Origin of the sequence: uncultured Dubosiella sp. (assembly GCF_964018005.1) — a bacterium.
Taxonomy (GTDB): Bacteria; Bacillota_I; Bacilli_A; order Erysipelotrichales; family Erysipelotrichaceae; genus Dubosiella; species Dubosiella muris.
This window is the reverse complement of the sequence record NZ_CAXHOA010000010.1, coordinates 25,848-41,473: the sequence shown is the minus strand read 5'-3', so window position 1 is coordinate 41,473 and position 15,626 is coordinate 25,848. Positions and strand designations below refer to the sequence as shown.

General features: G+C 50.2%; 17 protein-coding genes. 2 read left to right on the top strand and 15 right to left on the bottom strand.

The features are described from left to right. Window positions 1-31 precede the first annotated feature (31 nt). A complete protein-coding gene (gene ilvA / locus ABNS49_RS08115) occupies window positions 32-1,237 on the top strand; it encodes a threonine ammonia-lyase (RefSeq protein WP_135979483.1) in 1,206 nt (401 codons plus the stop codon). On the opposite strand, the gene ABNS49_RS08110 is transcribed toward ilvA, so the two are convergent. From ABNS49_RS08110 to ABNS49_RS08040, 15 genes are all read right to left on the bottom strand, one after another. Continuing rightward, the gene (locus ABNS49_RS08110; protein WP_135979484.1) at window positions 1,238-2,539 is read right to left on the bottom strand and encodes a hypothetical protein; all 1,302 of its coding nucleotides are present in this window, start codon (window positions 2,537-2,539) and stop codon (window positions 1,238-1,240) included. After that, entirely contained in the window at window positions 2,536-3,573 is a 1,038-nt protein-coding gene (locus ABNS49_RS08105; protein ID WP_135979485.1) for an ABC transporter permease subunit, read from the bottom strand. Before ABNS49_RS08105 ends, ABNS49_RS08110 begins: the two co-directional genes overlap by 4 nt. Next, on the bottom strand, window positions 3,563-4,441 hold the full coding sequence (locus ABNS49_RS08100) for an ABC transporter ATP-binding protein (RefSeq protein ID WP_168353519.1): 879 nt from the start codon (window positions 4,439-4,441) through the stop codon (window positions 3,563-3,565). The genes ABNS49_RS08105 and ABNS49_RS08100 overlap by 11 nt, the downstream gene beginning before the upstream one ends. Before the next feature lie 197 nt (window positions 4,442-4,638). Then, window positions 4,639-4,914 (bottom strand): transposase, encoded by a 276-nt coding sequence (locus tag ABNS49_RS08095; RefSeq protein WP_348688163.1) that lies wholly within the window; start codon window positions 4,912-4,914, stop codon window positions 4,639-4,641. A gap of 20 nt (window positions 4,915-4,934) precedes the next feature. After that, window positions 4,935-5,108: a hypothetical protein gene (locus tag ABNS49_RS08090; RefSeq protein ID WP_348688162.1), complete on the bottom strand. Its 174-nt coding sequence runs from the start codon at window positions 5,106-5,108 to the stop codon at window positions 4,935-4,937. 77 nt (window positions 5,109-5,185) lie between these two features. Beyond that, a complete protein-coding gene (locus ABNS49_RS08085; protein WP_168353674.1) occupies window positions 5,186-6,046 on the bottom strand; it encodes an IS3 family transposase in 861 nt (286 codons plus the stop codon). A 26-nt stretch (window positions 6,047-6,072) separates the two neighbouring features. Next, window positions 6,073-6,372 carry a transposase gene (locus ABNS49_RS08080; RefSeq protein WP_277820874.1) on the bottom strand — a complete coding sequence of 100 codons (300 nt, stop codon included), beginning with the start codon at window positions 6,370-6,372 and terminating at the stop codon, window positions 6,073-6,075. A 94-nt stretch (window positions 6,373-6,466) separates the two neighbouring features. After that, entirely contained in the window at window positions 6,467-7,336 is an 870-nt protein-coding gene (locus ABNS49_RS08075) for a transposase (protein ID WP_348688161.1), read from the bottom strand. Further along, window positions 7,299-7,922 carry an IS607 family transposase gene (locus tag ABNS49_RS08070; RefSeq protein WP_168353521.1) on the bottom strand — a complete coding sequence of 208 codons (624 nt, stop codon included), beginning with the start codon at window positions 7,920-7,922 and terminating at the stop codon, window positions 7,299-7,301. The genes ABNS49_RS08075 and ABNS49_RS08070 overlap by 38 nt, the downstream gene beginning before the upstream one ends. A 158-nt stretch (window positions 7,923-8,080) precedes the next feature. Then, window positions 8,081-8,512 carry a hypothetical protein gene (locus tag ABNS49_RS08065; protein WP_135979489.1) on the bottom strand — a complete coding sequence of 144 codons (432 nt, stop codon included), beginning with the start codon at window positions 8,510-8,512 and terminating at the stop codon, window positions 8,081-8,083. Between the two features lie 120 nt (window positions 8,513-8,632). Continuing rightward, on the bottom strand, window positions 8,633-9,550 hold the full coding sequence (locus tag ABNS49_RS08060) for a hypothetical protein (protein WP_135979490.1): 918 nt from the start codon (window positions 9,548-9,550) through the stop codon (window positions 8,633-8,635). After that, window positions 9,532-11,280: a threonine--tRNA ligase gene (gene thrS / locus ABNS49_RS08055; protein ID WP_135979491.1), complete on the bottom strand. Its 1,749-nt coding sequence runs from the start codon at window positions 11,278-11,280 to the stop codon at window positions 9,532-9,534. The genes ABNS49_RS08060 and thrS overlap by 19 nt, the downstream gene beginning before the upstream one ends. A 358-nt stretch (window positions 11,281-11,638) precedes the next feature. Continuing rightward, window positions 11,639-13,504 carry a heavy metal translocating P-type ATPase gene (locus ABNS49_RS08050; RefSeq protein ID WP_135979492.1) on the bottom strand — a complete coding sequence of 622 codons (1,866 nt, stop codon included), beginning with the start codon at window positions 13,502-13,504 and terminating at the stop codon, window positions 11,639-11,641. A gap of 9 nt (window positions 13,505-13,513) precedes the next feature. After that, window positions 13,514-13,732, bottom strand: a complete 219-nt coding sequence (locus tag ABNS49_RS08045) for a cation transporter (protein ID WP_135979493.1) — start codon at window positions 13,730-13,732, stop codon at window positions 13,514-13,516. 52 nt (window positions 13,733-13,784) lie between these two features. Then, on the bottom strand, window positions 13,785-13,997 hold the full coding sequence (locus tag ABNS49_RS08040; protein ID WP_348688160.1) for a hypothetical protein: 213 nt from the start codon (window positions 13,995-13,997) through the stop codon (window positions 13,785-13,787). 44 nt (window positions 13,998-14,041) lie between these two features. Between ABNS49_RS08040 and ABNS49_RS08035 the strand changes: the two genes are divergently transcribed. Further along, window positions 14,042-15,520: a transposase gene (locus tag ABNS49_RS08035; protein ID WP_290148464.1), complete on the top strand. Its 1,479-nt coding sequence runs from the start codon at window positions 14,042-14,044 to the stop codon at window positions 15,518-15,520. Window positions 15,521-15,626: the final 106 nt, after the last annotated feature.

Below are 15,626 nucleotides of genomic sequence, written 5' to 3'. Positions count from 1 at the left end.
CATTTGAGTGAAGGAAAGAGGTTTTTTACGAATGTTGACGATCGACAAAGTATACCACGCAAGCAGCGTATTGAAAAAAGTGATCCGTCGGACGGATTTGATCGAAGCCCAAAATATCCACTGCAACAACCACTTGTATTTAAAAACGGAGAACCTGCAAGTGACCGGCAGCTTCAAGATTCGAGGATCCTACTATAAAATCAGCAAGCTGACCGAAGAGGAGAAAGCCAACGGCATCATCGCCAGCTCGGCGGGCAACCACGCCCAGGGTGTCGCCTTGTCAGCGCAGCACGCGGGCATTCCGTGCACGATTTGCATGCCGGACAGCGCGCCGCTTTCCAAAGTGGAAGCCACGAAAAACTATGGCGCCGACGTCTGCCTTGTCGAAGGCGCCTACGACGACTCCTACACAAAAGCCGCCGAGCTTTGCCAGGAACGAGGCTTGACATTCATCCATCCTTACGACGACGAGGATGTCATCGCGGGCCAGGGAACGATCGCGCTGGAAATTCTCGACCAGCTGGACGACATTGACGCCATCGTCGTCCCGATTGGCGGCGGCGGACTCATTTCCGGCATCGCGTTCACCATCAAAAGCCTGAACCCGAACATCAAAGTGTATGGCGTGCAGGCCGCCAACGCCGCCAGCATGTACGAATCGTTCAAGAGCGGCGAGCAGCGCACGCTGGATGCCGTCAACACGTTTGCCGACGGCATCGCCGTCAAGCACCCGGGCGACAACACGTTCGACATCGTCAGTCGCTACGTTGACGACATCATCACAGTGTCCGAAGACGAGATCGCGGCCGCCATCCTGACGCTGATGGAAAAACAAAAGCTCGTCACGGAAGGCGCCGGCGCCGTTTCAGTAGCCGCCGCCATGTTCAACAAGCTGCCGATCGAAGGCAAGAACGTCGTCTGCGTGTTGTCGGGCGGCAACATCGACGTCAACATCATCGACCGCGTCATGACGCGCGGCCTGCTGCTGAGCGGACGCAAAACAAGCTTCACGATCGCTTTGACTGACAAGCCCGGCCAGCTGCTTGGCGTTTCGAAAATCATCTCGGAAAACGGCGGCAACGTCGTCACGGTCGACTACGACAACGCCGACCCGGACATGGACATCAACGCCTGCTTTTTGAAAGTCACCGTCGAAACGCGCAACCACGCCCACATCGAAAAAATAAAGCACGACCTCGAAGCCAAAGGATTCAAGATCGTGCAGGAACGTGTCTGATCATCGGACACGTTTTTTTGTGAGCCCCCGATTCAACAGCCAAAACAGCGCCGTATAGCCAAACAAGACGCAAAGCCCCGCTCCGTACGAGGCACCCGCGTAGCCGGTTAAAACAGACACCGGATCCATATAGCGCATCGGATTCCACACCCCGCCCTGCGCCGCCATGAGCAGACCAATCGAGATAAAATACACGACAATCGCCAGAAACGACGTGGGAAACACTTTCTCCAAAAACAGCTCGTACTCCACTAAAAACAACACAAACAAACCACCCAAAAGCAAAGCGAGTCCCGTCACCTGCGCACACGTCATCAGCTCCATCGCCGGCTCCACATACGTGTCGCCGTTTAAAATCGTCAAACCGATGGGAATCGACATCATCCCGTCTTGCGTTTGCGCCAGCGGCGTGGCAAACGACGTCAACCCCGGCGCGAACACGAACACCGGCGTATGCCACGACGACCAGCCTTGCGTCATTCCAAAGAATACGCTCATAAGCGCGATCGGAACGACGAGCCAGAAACCGATCCAGCCCGCTCTCGCCACGCTTTCATAACGCACGAGCCGCCTTCTCAAATACGGCACCGTCAACAGCATGCTTTCGGCCCGCCGCTCTTTTTTCGTCTGCCAAAACAAACATCCCGTCAAAAGAACGGCCGCCAGCGGAAGCACGGAGCGCGCCAGCTGCAAAAACACCGTCCCCGCGCTTACATCGTACACCGAAGCCGGGACGAGGTGATTTTCAACGAGCGCGTCAAAATAGCGAACGTATTTCTCGTACACCGGATAGGAGGAATGTCCCATTGGCAAGTTGGCGATGGACGCGTAGCGGCCAAGATCGGGCGCATCGTACTGGCGGTACAACGCCTCGATTTGTTTTTGGTGAATAAAATCCTGCTCGTGAAAGCTGGTCGCCTCGCTGATTTCCTCCAGCCGCGCCAGCATCAAAAAATTGACGATCGACGCTTTCAAAAACGGCTGCCATTCCTCGTGCTGCTTGGCCAGATCCGCCTTTTCCAAATTCGCCCGCAAAAAATCCATGTCCTTCTCGCTTTGTTCGATGAGAGCGTACGCCTCCTGCTTCTTTTGCTCGGAAAGCATGGAAAGCTGCTCCCTCGTCTTCAATGGCCGGATCCAAATCGTTTCCGGATCCGTCATCGGCACCGGATCGGTATAGCGATCCATTTGCATCATCATCCGCAGCGTCAGCAGCTCGACACAAACGAGCAGGACGAGCAGCACGACGTTTTTCTTCGAATGCATCCAGCGCTTCCATTCGAACCATCCATACGCTTTCATGTTCCCAGCTCCTTTCGCTCTAACCGCCGCAGAGCGAGTCCGGCCATCCCGACACCCGCCAGCGCGAACGCGCCACCGCCAAGCCGCCATACGGGCAACGTCAGCACAAGCTCCATTCGCCAGGCGCCAAGCCACAGCAAGCCAGCCAAAACGAGCAAGCACGCGCAAAACGCGTCCATCGGCTTCAGACGCCACGAGAACACCCACAAAAACATCCCAAGCAAGCCAACAACCACGCATCCGCTCCACGCCACACCCAGGCCCAGTAGCGACGCGCCCGACACAATACGCTGATGGACGATGTACGGATAGTCCAGCGTCCCGATTCCGTAAACCAGGCCGACGCCGCCAAGCACGAGCCCGACCGTCAGGCAAAGCGCGCCGGCCACAAGCAGCGACACGAGAATTTTCGACCAAAAAATCGTTTTGCGCGGCGTCAGCGACGTGAACACGAGCTTAAAGGTTCCATTGTCCATTTCAGCGCCAATCGTGTCCATCCACAACACGAGACAAAACAACGCTACCGCGAGCCATCCGCCCCGCAACGTCCATTGCGCGTTCAAATTCACGGCGTCCGGCTGCCAGTCTGAAGCCAGCAGACCGATATTTCGCTTTAAGCAGGCTTCAGACTGTTGTAAATACGCTGTTGTCTCGATGGTAGAGTCGTAGCCAAAATCCGCGTACGGATAGCCGTTTTTATCGGCTTTGGCGACGAGCTCGTCCCAGCTTTGGCGCAGGACTACAAATCCCGGCGTCGTGTTTTCTCCGTTTTCGTACGCTTTGGAAATCGCCCTGGCGACATCGTGCGCCTCGTACAAAAATTCGCTTTCCCCGGGCATCAGCGGCCTGGACAAGTCGTGAAGCCGCTTGTTGGCCGTATACGCCATGTACGAATACCGGTTGGCGGCGTATCGGATGGACTGGCCGTTTTCTACAAGCGCGAGCCCCCAAAACAAAAGCAGCCCCGCCACAAAAAACGAATACACGATCCACGCGCGCGGATTGCGAACGAGCTTGCGCAACTCATACGTCATAACCCGCCTCCTGGAACTCGTTGTACACGGCTTCCAAATCGTGACGCGATGGCTCGATACCGACGACGCGGACTCGATGCGTCCGTTCGATTGCCGCGAGCCGGTCCGTCAGATTGCCACCATCCAAATCGAAACGATACGTCCCGGATTCGAGCGTCGTCAAGCCTTCCGGGTTCGCGATTGGACGATTCGTGCGAATGACATACGACGTCGTTTTTCCTTCCAACGGCAAATCGTAAATTCTTCCTTCCTTGAGACCGACGATGCGGTCGCACATCTTCTCGATTTCCGCCAGCTGGTGGCTCGACACGAGAATCGCCATCTTTTCCTTGCGGGCAAGCGCCTTGAGCTCGGCGCGAAGCGCCTGCACGCCCTGGGCGTCCAATCCATTCATTGGCTCGTCCAGCAAAAGCACCCGCGGCTTTTTCAACAGCGCGATGGCCAAGGCGAGCCGCTGCTTCATCCCCATGGAATACGTTTCCACCCGGCATTTCAAAGCGCCTTGGAGGCCGGAAAACGCCTCCATGTTGGCGATCCGGGACTTTTCGACGTGGTTGAGCGCGGCAAACAGCCGCAAGTTGTCGCGGCCGCTCATCGTTTCAAACAGCGCGGGATCCTCGATTTGCGCAGCGATGCGTCGCAAAGCCGCTTCCCGTTGGGTGACGATGTTTTTGACGTCGACCTCGATCGTTCCGCCTTGGGGCTGAAGCAAGCCGACCACGCATTTCATCGTCGTCGATTTTCCGGCGCCGTTGCGGCCGACAAAGCCCACGATTTCCCCTTCTTTCAGCGAAAACGACACGTCGGACAAAATTTCCCTGTGTTTAAACGCCTTGCGCAAATGCGATACTTTCAAAACAGTTTTCATGCGTTTTCTGCTACTCAAAATGTGTCTAAACATACTCAAACACATCGAGAATTGAAATCCTCACGGATATTTCTTACTGCTTCTTCGTGTATGCTTTTATGTTCCGTAAGCGGCAACACTACTCACAAGTTCTTGTACACTCCACAGTCGTAAATTCCCGAATCAGCCTTCGGTACATACCTACATTTGCTTGTTCGTTATGCAATGGTGTAGGTTGTTGCATCTCTTAAATTAAGACTTGCATTGAGATCTCTGTTTTCAACATAACCACATTGGCAGCGGAACACTCGATCTGAAAGTTTTAAATCTTTCTTGATACTTCCGCAGCAGTGGCACATTTTCGATGATGGATACCACCTGTCAGCGATCCTCAATTCAATGCCTCTTTCTTTGCATTTCGCTTCCAGTTTGACTCTAAACTCATAAAACTTTTGGGAAGCAACTGCTTTTGATAAATGCTTGTTCTTCATCATCCCGGTTACATTTAAATCTTCTACAGTGGTCCTATGTCAAGAAAACGGATAAAATAAATAGATTTTTTTATTTCCTGACTGCGCGCTTGGTAGTCTGACTCGAAAAATTTCTTCCGCTTCCTCTCTTGACACCGGGTCCCTTTTTCCCCTGAACCACTTTCTTTGCCATCACCCAATTTCTTGATCGTATACATTGGGTTCGATGGCCTCCCTAGCTTATCAGGGGAAAGCCCGCTGTAAAGAGTGCTTCAGAATTTTTTCTCTTTTCACGCTACTTCTTACGTTCTTGCTTGTGCCATTCCATTTCATAGTCATTGGGCGATTGGTATTCGCAATGACTGTGGATCCGGATCGTGTTGTACCAGCCTTCGATGTATTCCCACACGAGACGGGACGCATGCCGATAGTTTTGGATCTCGCATCGTCCTAGCCATTCTCGCTTGATCAATGAATGAAACGACTCGATACACGCGTTGTCGTACGGCGTGCCTTTTTGCGAATAACTCCGCTTCATCCCCCTGGTCATTTGTTGATACAATTCGCATGTATAGTGGATCCCGCGGTCTGTATGGATGATGAGCGGCTGGTCGATGTGACGTACAGTTTTCGCCATTTCGATGCATTCCAGCACTTCGGTCACTTCCAACGTTTTTGACAATTTCCACGCGATGATCTTCCGGGAATAGAGATCCATGACGCATGTCAGATACACGAATCCGGACAATCTCGTTCGGATGTAGGTGATGTCGCTACACCATACCGCATTCGGCTTTTCTGGTGAGAATTGTCTCTGCAATTCGTTTTTCAACTCGGTATGGAAACAGCTGTCCACGGTTGTTTTTACGCCTTTTTTGACCCATTGAGCCTGTATGTCCATCTCGCGCATATACAGCCCGACAGTACGCGGTGAGATCACGATCCCTTGTTTTTCGAGAACTTTTGCAATCTTGGGTGCTCCATAGTTCTGGTGACTCTCTTCATAAATATCTTTGATCTGTTTTTTCACTTCTTCTTTATGAAGCGCCTGTTGGCTTGGTTCTCTTTTTAGAAAATCGTAATACCCGGAGGTGGAGAGCTTTAAAAGATGCAGCACTCTGGACACGGAGAAGCGAACTCCGGCGTTGTGTTCCAGTGTGACAAGTTCATAGATGACTTGTGTTAATTTCCCAGAATGCTGATGGCTTTTTTTAGGATTTTCAAAGCCTCCTGCGTGTCACGCAATTCTCTTTGAAGCCGTATGTTTTCTTTTTCGGCTTCTGAAGAATAATGACCGGATCCTACAAATGGAACTTCGTGGTTTGGGTTGGCTTTGGCTTCGCGTTTCCAACGGGCCAAGGTGCTTTTTCCGACTTCCAAATGATCGGCGCATTGCTGGACGGTCATGTCAGGATGCGCGTAGACATAATCCACCGCGTTCTGTTTAAATTCGGCTGTAAATTGTTTTTTCTTGTTTGCCATAGATCTTTGCTTCCTTTCGTAGATAGTATAGTTCCATGACATAGGTTTGGTAAGTTAGACTCTCTATTCGGATTATCCTATTTATATTCTAACTTCAAGTAATATAAGATGGCTTGGTTTTCACGATCTCTGATACTGTCTTATTGATGTAATCCGTACGGATATTGTCCATCCTTTGATGAAGCTTTTGTACCTTGAGCTTTTGTTTTTGGATATTTTTTTGAGTAGACTCTCCTTTCTTTGTATTTTCTAACTTGCGTGAAAGACTTCTTTGCTCTCTCCGCAGTCGGTTTTCAAGTTTTTTTATTTTTGCTGATTTATTGATGTTTTTATAGGCCTTGCCATCGGAAACAATCGCAAGATCCTTCAATCCTAGATCAATTCCGATGCCTTCATTTTCGTTGTTTTTAACCGAAGGAGAGTCAGGTATTTCTACCACCACCGAGGCATAATATCTTCCTGCCTTCATGGAAACGGTGCCGCTTTTGATCACCATTCCTGATTTTGTGGTAGGAAGATACCCTTTTTCTTTCAGTCTTACCCATCCTAAAGTCGGGATCTTGATCCTGTGACGTTCGCAATAGATGACGGCCTTGGCATCCGTCTTAACAAAGTACATCTTTACATCGGATGTCCCTTTTTTCTTGAATTTAGGAAAACTGGTTTGATGTTTGAAAAAGCTTCGGAACGCTTTATCGGCATTCATGATACTCTGTTTGACGGATTTAGAACTAACATCCTTGATCCATGAAAATTCAGGATGCTCTTTCAAATAAACATTGTTGAGCCATTTTTGAAAATCCATGCCGGAGGCAAATTTCTTTTCTGCTTCATAGACTTCTTTGTTATGTGAAAGATAAAAGTTATAAACGAATCGGCATGTTCCGATCGTTTGATGGATCTTTTGTTTCTGTTCCAAAGTCGGATCAATTTCCGTTTTGAAGCTCTTTAACAATGTCATCATCCTCCCTGATCTGTTTCTTATACTTTCGAAGACCATATAACCTGTAAGTGAATACATCTAAGATTGAAACGATATCCTGCACAAGTTCTTCACTTGGCGAAAATGTTTCGCTGTTGACAACGATTATTTTTGTGTTGAATTTTTCGCAAAATCGTTCGAACCAGTCATAGCCAAACCGAACAAATCTGTCTTTATTCGAAATCACTATTGTTCTGATTTTGTTTTCCATGACTTCTTCAAGCAGTCTGTTCCATTTATTGCGATCATAATTTAATCCGCTTCCGAAATCTTCAATACATTGATTTCCAATAACACCTTTAGCATTACAGAATTGTTTTAAAAATTCTACTTGATTATGTAAATCATCTTTTTGATTTCTTGTAGAAACCCTTGCGTAAATGACAACATCTCTAACATCATTTTCTGTTTGTATTCCTTTGAATTGTAGATACTGGTCGTAAGTATAATATCTTCTATCAGTAGGAGTTCGATGAGCTTTCAATATTTCTTCTCTGTCCCATCTCTGCAATGTCTTGACTGATACACCCAATAACTCAGCAAAATCTTTGGGTTTATAGTTTGTGATATTCTTTGTGTTCATAAATACAACCCTTTCTATATGAACACACTATACCCATATTTATACACTTTTTTCTATTTTTTATAACTTAATATATCCTCCTTTTTATTTCATTCTATCAGCAATAAAAAAGAGAAACCATCAAAGATTTCTCCAAATTCGCTTTACTCCGCTTTTTCCTCGATCCGATCGACCAGCTCTTTGAGCTCGGCGCCGTTTTTCATCGCGTAGTCGTATTTTTGCTGCACCTCGTACAACGTCTTCAAAATATTGACCTTCATATCCTTGAACACGTTGGCGGAGGAAATGATTCCATTGGTGCTCATTTCCATGCCGTCCGCCTTGTATTTGAGCGTCCAGTCGTAATTCGTCGGGTTTTCCAAATCCACGTCGTCGCTGCTCGTCAAAAACGGCTTGACGTTTTCCTGAAACTGGCGCAATCCTTCCAAAGGCAGCTCGAAGTCGATCGTGAAGGGCTCCCCCTCGTCGCTCAACCCCTCCACCCGGATGATTTCTCCGTCCGAAACCACTTTGACGCGGGATGTGGGATCCGCTTCGCATCCCATTGTAAAGCTTAGTACTTTTCCATTTTTCATCACAATACCTCCACTCTCCTGATTCCTGTTTTCTATTATACCGAAGTTCTAGCATTTAATCAACTTAAGTGCTAAAGCGTGTAAAAAAAGAAAGAAGGCTGCCCTTCTTTCCAATGTTGTTTATTGTGTAATCAACGTTTCCGGCATTTCAATCGCAAACAACTGTAAAAACTGTTCCACCTGCTCTTTCGCGTTCGGCCCCGTCACGTAGCGGATATTTTGCGCGTCCCACGTCTTGGCGGCGATTTGCGCGTTTGGCAAACCCAGATTTTCCGCGCCAGCCGCTTCGACCGCCTCGACGATCGTCTCCTCGCTGGCGTCCTCGTCGAACGTCTGGATTCCGCTCAACAAGGCGTCGATGTTTTTGTCGCTGTCCTTTTTCACGAAGATGCCCGCCTGCGGATACCCGGTCGTGTCGTTGCCCATCTTGACCTTCCACATCTCCTGAAGGTTGCCAATGACTTTCAGCTCTTTGCCGTTTTCTTTCGCCTTGGCAATCGTGGCCGCGGCCGCAGGCTGCGCCAGCAAGGCGACGTCCGCTTTGCCTGCCAAAAGCGCCTGCTGCGCGTCCGACACCGCGTTGTACCACGTCGTTTGCGCTTTCACCTGGTCGGCCAGCACGTCGTTGTACACGAGTCCAGGCACCGCATTTTCGCCAAAAAGCGCCATTGTGTTGTCCGGGTTTTCCCAAGCCTTGTCCTCGCTACCAACAACGTATAAGTTGCCCCAGGTGATGACCGCGGCCAGCTGATACGCTTCCGCTTGGCCATACACTTTGGCTCCCACGTTGACCGGCGCCACGATTACATCGTACTCTCCGTCTTTTTTGGACAGTTCCGCCATGAGCGGATCGGTTCCTTCCACGCGGGTGATCGTCGTGTTTTCCACGTTTTCAGCGCCCAGAGTCGCCAGCGCCGGCGCGCCTGTCGGGCAAAGCAGCGAATACGACTGCGGTTCCTGGCTGGCTGAAGAGCACGCCGCCAGACCGAGCGCGAGCCCGGCCGCCAGCAGTCCTTTTCCTAGTTTTCGAATAAACATTTTGTTTCCACCTCATTTTTAAAGCGTTCCACCGCCTCGTCAAGCGGCATCGTCACGCTGTCTTTCTTTCCGTTTTGACGGATCGTGACCGTCGCGTTTTCCGACTCGCCCTGGCCGACGACGATTTGATACGGAATCTTTTTGATTTGCGCCTCGCGCACACGGTATCCAAGCTTCTCGTTGCGGGCGTCGACCTTCACGCGCATGCCCGCTTTTTCGAGCGTGTCGCGCACTTCGTTGGCGTACGCCAAATGCTTTTCGTGGTGCACCGGAATGATGACGAACTGCTGTGGAGCGAGCCAGAGCGGGAAGTGGCCGCCAAAGTGCTCGATCAAAATGCCGATAAACCGTTCGATGGATCCGTACACGACGCGGTGCAGCATGAGCGGCGTCTTTTTCGAACCGTCCCGGTCCACATACGTGCAGCCAAACCGTTCCGGCAGGTTCATATCGAGCTGGATCGTTCCGCATTGCCAGTCGCGTCCCAGCGAGTCCTTAATATGGATGTCGAGCTTCGGTCCGTAAAACGCGCCGTCGCCCGGATTGACTTCGTATTCCTTGCCGGCGTGGACGCACGCGTTAGCAAGCGCCTGTTCCGATTGCTCCCAGATTTCCTCGCTGCCGATGTAGCCTGTTTCCGGCCGCGTCGACAATTCGATCGAATATGGCAAACCGAAGACGCCATACATCTCGTCGATGAGCGACAGGACGTTTTTCACTTCCGACTCAATTTGATCCGGCGTCACGAACAAGTGCGCGTCATCCTGCGTGAACGTGCGCACCCGGAACAATCCGTTGAGCGCGCCGCTCGCCTCGTGACGGTGCACCTGGCCCAGCTCGGCGATGCGTAGCGGCAAATCCTTGTAAGAGTGCAGCTCCGTATTGTACACGAGCAAGGCGCCCGGGCAGTTCATCGGCTTGATGGCAAAATCGCGCTCGTCGACTTTGGTCGTGTACATGTTTTCGCGGTAGTGGTCCCAGTGTCCGGACGTTTCCCACAGCTCGCGCGACATGATGATTGGCGTTTTGATGAACTGGTAGTTGTCTTTCGTGTGGACTTCGTACCAGTAGTTTTCCAGCAGGTTGCGCAAAATCATGCCGTTTGGCAAAAAGATCGGCATGCCCGGCGCGTATTCGGAAACGGTGAACAAGCCCATTTCGCGGCCAAGTTTTTTGTGATCGCGCTTTTTCGCCTCTTCCAAAGCGGCCAAATGGTTTTCGAGCTGCTCTTTCGTGTCGAACGCGATGCCGTACACGCGCTGGAGCATCTTGTTGTTGGCGTCCCCTTTCCAGTAGGCGCCCGAGTGCTTAAGCAGCTTGAAGTTTTTCAACTCCTTCACGCTGTCGACGTGCGGTCCGCGACAAAGGTCGGTGAACTCGCCTTGCGAATACACGGTAATCGTCCCATCCTCAAGGTCTTTGATCAAGTCTTCTTTGTACAAGTCGTCTTTGAACATTTCGATCGCCTCGTCTTTGGTTACTTCGCGGCGCACGATCCGTTTGCCGTCTTTGGCGATCTTTTTCATTTCCTTTTCGATGCGGGCCAGATCGTCTTCGTTCAAGCTGACATCGCCAAGATCCATGTCGTAGTAAAACCCTTCCGCGATGACCGGACCGACCCAGAACTTCGCTTGCGGATACAAGCGCTTGACGGCTTGCGCCATCATGTGGGCGGCGGAATGGTTCAAAGTTTTCAAATGCTCATCTTCCAATACGTTGATTAGTTCCATACTCGTTTCTCCTTTTTTCCATAATAAAAGCGACAGACCTCAAAGGACGTCTGTCGCACGCGGTACCACCTTTGTTTACGAAAACCAAACGGTTTTCGTACACCTCAAACTCTCTTAACGCAAGATTACGGCACACTTTTTCAAGGGCGATTCAAAGGGAGTAGCTTGGAGCTCTTCGAAAGGCTTTCACCAGCCGCCTTTCTCTCTACATCCGGGGAATCCTCGCCATGTCCTTCTCGTTATCGTTGGTTTGAGTATAAAATAGAAACAACCATCTGTCAATTCCTGAACCCGTTTGGATGCGTGGCCTTGCCCAAAAACAAAGGAAATACCCGCCCGGGATATTTCCTTGTGTGCATTATTTGATTTTGTCGACACGCAGCGCGCGCATCGCGTTTAAAATCGCCAGAAAGCTGACCCCGACATCCGCGAACACGGCTGCCCACATATTTGTGATACCCAGCGCCGCCAGCACGAGGATGACGACCTTGATCGCCAGGGCGAAGACGATGTTCTCGTATACGATGCGCAGCGTTTTCTTGCTGATTTGCATCGCGACGACGATTTGCGAAAGCTGGTCTTCCATCAGCACGATGTCCGCCGCCTCAATGGCCGCGTCGCTGCCCAAGCCGCCCATCGCGATGCCGACGTCGGCCTGCGTCAAAACCGGCGCGTCGTTGATGCCATCGCCAACAAACGCCACTTTGTCCTTGCCTTCTTTTTGCGCAAGAATCTGGTCCAGGAGCGCGACTTTCTGATCCGGGAGCAGCTGGGCGTGCACCTCGTCGATGCCGACTTTGCCAGCCACTTTTTTCGCCACTTGCTCGCTGTCGCCTGTCAGCATCACGAATTTGCGCACGCCATAGTGCCGCAGCAAGTCGATGGCCGTTTTCGAGTCTTCCTTGATTTCGTCGGCGATCTCGATCATTCCGGCGTAGCGTCCATCGACGCTCACATACACGCACGTGCCAAACCCGTTGCCTTCCGGCAGCGCGTCGATGCCTTGCTGCGCCATGAGCTTTTGGTTGCCAATGCATACCGTCTGCTTGCCAACGATCGCTTTCACGCCGTGGCCGGCCACTTCCTGAATGTCGTGCACATCCGCCAGTGAAAGATCGGGCGCGGCCGCCTTTTGGATGGAAAGCGCGATCGGATGCGTCGAATGCGACTCAGCTTTGGCCGCCAAATCAAGCAGCGCCTCGCGCGACATGCCAACGGCCTGCACTTCGGTCACCTGGAAGTTTCCTTTGGTGATCGTGCCGGTTTTGTCAAAAACGATCGTTTTTACTTCCGACAACAGCTGAAGATAGTTGCTTCCTTTGACGAGGATGCCTTTGCGGCTCGCCCCGCCAATGCCGCCAAAAAACGAGAGCGGCACCGAGATGACCAGCGCGCAAGGACACGAAGTTACCAGAAACGACAGTGACCGATACACCCAGACGCTCCATTGTCCATCGACCAGCGAAGGAATGACGGCCAGCGCCAAGGCGAGAAACACCACGACCGGCGTATAGATGCGGGCGAATTTCGTAATAAACTGCTCCGACTTCGACTTCTTGTTCGTCGCGTTTTCCACCAGGTCGAGAATTTTGGCGACGGTCGAATCCTCGTATGGCTTGGAAACTTTGACATACAGCACGCCCGCCTGGTTGATGCAGCCGGAAATGACTTCGCTGCCGGCCCGCACGCTGCGTGGTACCGACTCGCCGGTCAGCGCGGACGTATCAAGCGAGGACTGCCCTTTTTCCACCGTTCCGTCCAGTGGAACACGCTCGCCGGGATTGATGACAATCGTCTGTCCGACGCGCACTTCTTCCGGATCGACTTGCTCGATTTTTCCATCCACTTCGATGTTGGCGTATTCGGGACGTATGTCCATGAGCGCGGCGATCGACTTGCGCGATTTGTTGACCGCGTACGACTGGAACCACTCGCCGATTTGGTAAAACAGCATGACGGCGACCGCCTCGCTGTACTCGCCCAGCACAAGAGCGCCAATCGAAGCGAGCGCCATCAAAAAGTTCTCGTCAAACACTTGCCCGTTTTGAATGTTTTTTACCGACTTGATCAACACGTCATACGAAATCAAAACGTATGGAATCAAAAAAGCGGCGAACAACGCTTCGGATGGAAGCGTTGTCGCGTGTTTGAGGATGACCGCCACCGCGTATAAAATCGAGGTGGCGATGATCCGCTTCAACATTTTCTTTTGTTTTTTTGTCATACGCGCGCCTTAACAATCAATTTCGGCGTCGCTGTCGACTTTGCGGGCGCACCGTTTCGCCTCTTTCATAATCGCGGCGTGGTCGGCGGCATCCGCGGTGTCAATCGTCAGTTTTTGCGTCATGAAATTGACGCGGGCGCTGTTGACCCCTTCGATTTTCGAAATCGCGTCTTCGATTTTGGCCGCGCAGTTGGCGCAATCCACTTCCACTTTGTACGTCTTTTTCATTTTGTCCCTCCTCGATTGAACAGTTGAATAATCGTTCAATCATCATCTGGTTTCAGTATACCAGACTTTGCTTAAAACGCAACGGAAAAGAAAAAAAGGGGCTGTAACGGGTAAGTAAAAAAATATCCGGCTCCCGAAATAAAAAAAGGACCGAGTTGATATCAAAATGATCATCAACCCGGCCTTTTTTGGTATTATTTATGTGTGCCAAAATACCTAGTCCATAGTAACGCACTTCAGCCATCTTTTCAATTCCCTTTGTCATTTGTTTATGATGATTCCATCCCTCGGGATGATATCTCCAGAACCGTGAAGGAAGTCGTAGAGGGAGTCAACGTGTTTAAATATATCGACTTCTCTTCCCGTCATGACTGCGGTTACGATGGTTTGAAATTGCTCCAATGTATCCTTCTAGCTTATACCCTCAAAGGCTACGCTTCTCTTCGCGATCTTGAGGATCTGTGTAAATTCGATATTCGTTTTCAATTCATCATGGATGGCCTCACCCCTTCTTTTATGGCTTTTCAACGCTTCATCGCCAACAATCTTCGGATGTCTTTAGAAGATCTTTTTGTCGAGTTCAATCGTTATTTTGAAGCCCATGACGACATCCATACCGACATCCTTTATATCGACGGCACCAAATTTGAGGCCAACGCCAACAAGATGACTTTCGTATGGATGCGCTCAACGAAGAAGTATCGTCAAAAGCGCTGGGTGAAGATTATGGAACGCATCAAAGCTTTCAATGCATACTGCCAGAAAGAAGCAGTCCCCGTCAAACTTTCGGTATTGAAGGAATTTTCTTTCGAATATCTTGTCGAGATCGTCGACACGATCAAGGGACTCATGAATCAGAGGAAAATCGAGTCAAAACATGGCAAAGGACAAAGAAAACATCCTTTCCAGCGTTTTAAGGAAGGCTTTGAAGAAGACGCGGATAAGATTCTGAAATACTCGATCTACTATCGGCTGGCCGATGGAAGAAACAGTTTTTCCAAAACGGATCCAGGCGCTACGTTCATGCACATGAAATACGATTACTACAATCACACCAATGTGTTCAAGCCCGGATACAATGTCCAGATGGGAAGCAGCAACCGCTATATCCGCCATATCTATGTGTCTAGCGACGCCAATGACCTGAACACCTATATCCCGTTCATGGAAGGATACAATATAGCCTATGGCGACTATCCAACGAAAACACCGGCCGATGCCGGCTATGGAAGCTACGACAATTATTCGTATTGTAAAGAACACCATATCGAGCTTTTCATGAAGTACAACACATATCGAAAAGAGCAGGAAAAGGTCACAGATAAAAACCGGTTCAAAAGCTATCAGATGAAACCGGATGAACAAGGAGAAGTCCTTTGTCCAGCCGGCCACACCTTTACATTCATCAAGGAAACCACGGATAAAAGAGGACGATATGAACGAAAGACCAAACACTATCAAAATGCGCATTGTCCGGATTGTCCGTTAAAAGCGAAATGTACGAAAGCCAAAAAAGGGCGTACTTTGAAAATCACTGAAAAACTGATCGAGTATCAGGAAGAAGTCAAAGCGAACCTGGCTAAGGACGAAGGAAAAGAGCTGATGACGCAACGAAGTGTCCAGGCGGAGGGGATCTTCGGAGAGATCAAGCAGGATTATCAATACGACCGATTCCGCCGTCGAGGAGAAACCGGCGTCAAATTGGAGCTTCTACTTGTATCAATCGGTCATAATCTGCGCCGATATCACAGGAGCAAGTTTCCAAAGAAGAAACAGTGCGAAGCCTGAAACCATAAAATCAATCGAAAAAAGCAGAAAAAGTGATATTTCTTTTTAAGTGCGCCAAAAAATGAGGCGCGCTTTTCTTTTTGGCATAGATTCTGTCATTTTCGAA

What these genes read in the sequence shown, in the direction of transcription:
- ilvA (WP_135979483.1), top strand. Translation starts at nt 32, where the DNA reads ATGTTGACGATCGACAAAGTATACCACGCAAGCAGCGTATTGAAAAAA.
- ABNS49_RS08110 (WP_135979484.1), bottom strand. Translation starts at nt 2,539, where the DNA reads ATGAAAGCGTATGGATGGTTCGAATGGAAGCGCTGGATGCATTCGAAG.
- ABNS49_RS08105 (WP_135979485.1), bottom strand. Translation starts at nt 3,573, where the DNA reads ATGACGTATGAGTTGCGCAAGCTCGTTCGCAATCCGCGCGCGTGGATC.
- ABNS49_RS08100 (WP_168353519.1), bottom strand. Translation starts at nt 4,441, where the DNA reads ATGAAAACTGTTTTGAAAGTATCGCATTTGCGCAAGGCGTTTAAACAC.
- ABNS49_RS08095 (WP_348688163.1), bottom strand. Translation starts at nt 4,914, where the DNA reads ATGATGAAGAACAAGCATTTATCAAAAGCAGTTGCTTCCCAAAAGTTT.
- ABNS49_RS08090 (WP_348688162.1), bottom strand. Translation starts at nt 5,108, where the DNA reads ATGTATACGATCAAGAAATTGGGTGATGGCAAAGAAAGTGGTTCAGGG.
- ABNS49_RS08080 (WP_277820874.1), bottom strand. Translation starts at nt 6,372, where the DNA reads ATGGCAAACAAGAAAAAACAATTTACAGCCGAATTTAAACAGAACGCG.
- ABNS49_RS08075 (WP_348688161.1), bottom strand. Translation starts at nt 7,336, where the DNA reads ATGATGACATTGTTAAAGAGCTTCAAAACGGAAATTGATCCGACTTTG.
- ABNS49_RS08065 (WP_135979489.1), bottom strand. Translation starts at nt 8,512, where the DNA reads ATGAAAAATGGAAAAGTACTAAGCTTTACAATGGGATGCGAAGCGGAT.
- ABNS49_RS08060 (WP_135979490.1), bottom strand. Translation starts at nt 9,550, where the DNA reads ATGTTTATTCGAAAACTAGGAAAAGGACTGCTGGCGGCCGGGCTCGCG.
- thrS (WP_135979491.1), bottom strand. Translation starts at nt 11,280, where the DNA reads ATGGAACTAATCAACGTATTGGAAGATGAGCATTTGAAAACTTTGAAC.
- ABNS49_RS08050 (WP_135979492.1), bottom strand. Translation starts at nt 13,504, where the DNA reads ATGACAAAAAAACAAAAGAAAATGTTGAAGCGGATCATCGCCACCTCG.
- ABNS49_RS08045 (WP_135979493.1), bottom strand. Translation starts at nt 13,732, where the DNA reads ATGAAAAAGACGTACAAAGTGGAAGTGGATTGCGCCAACTGCGCGGCC.
- ABNS49_RS08040 (WP_348688160.1), bottom strand. Translation starts at nt 13,997, where the DNA reads ATGACAAAGGGAATTGAAAAGATGGCTGAAGTGCGTTACTATGGACTA.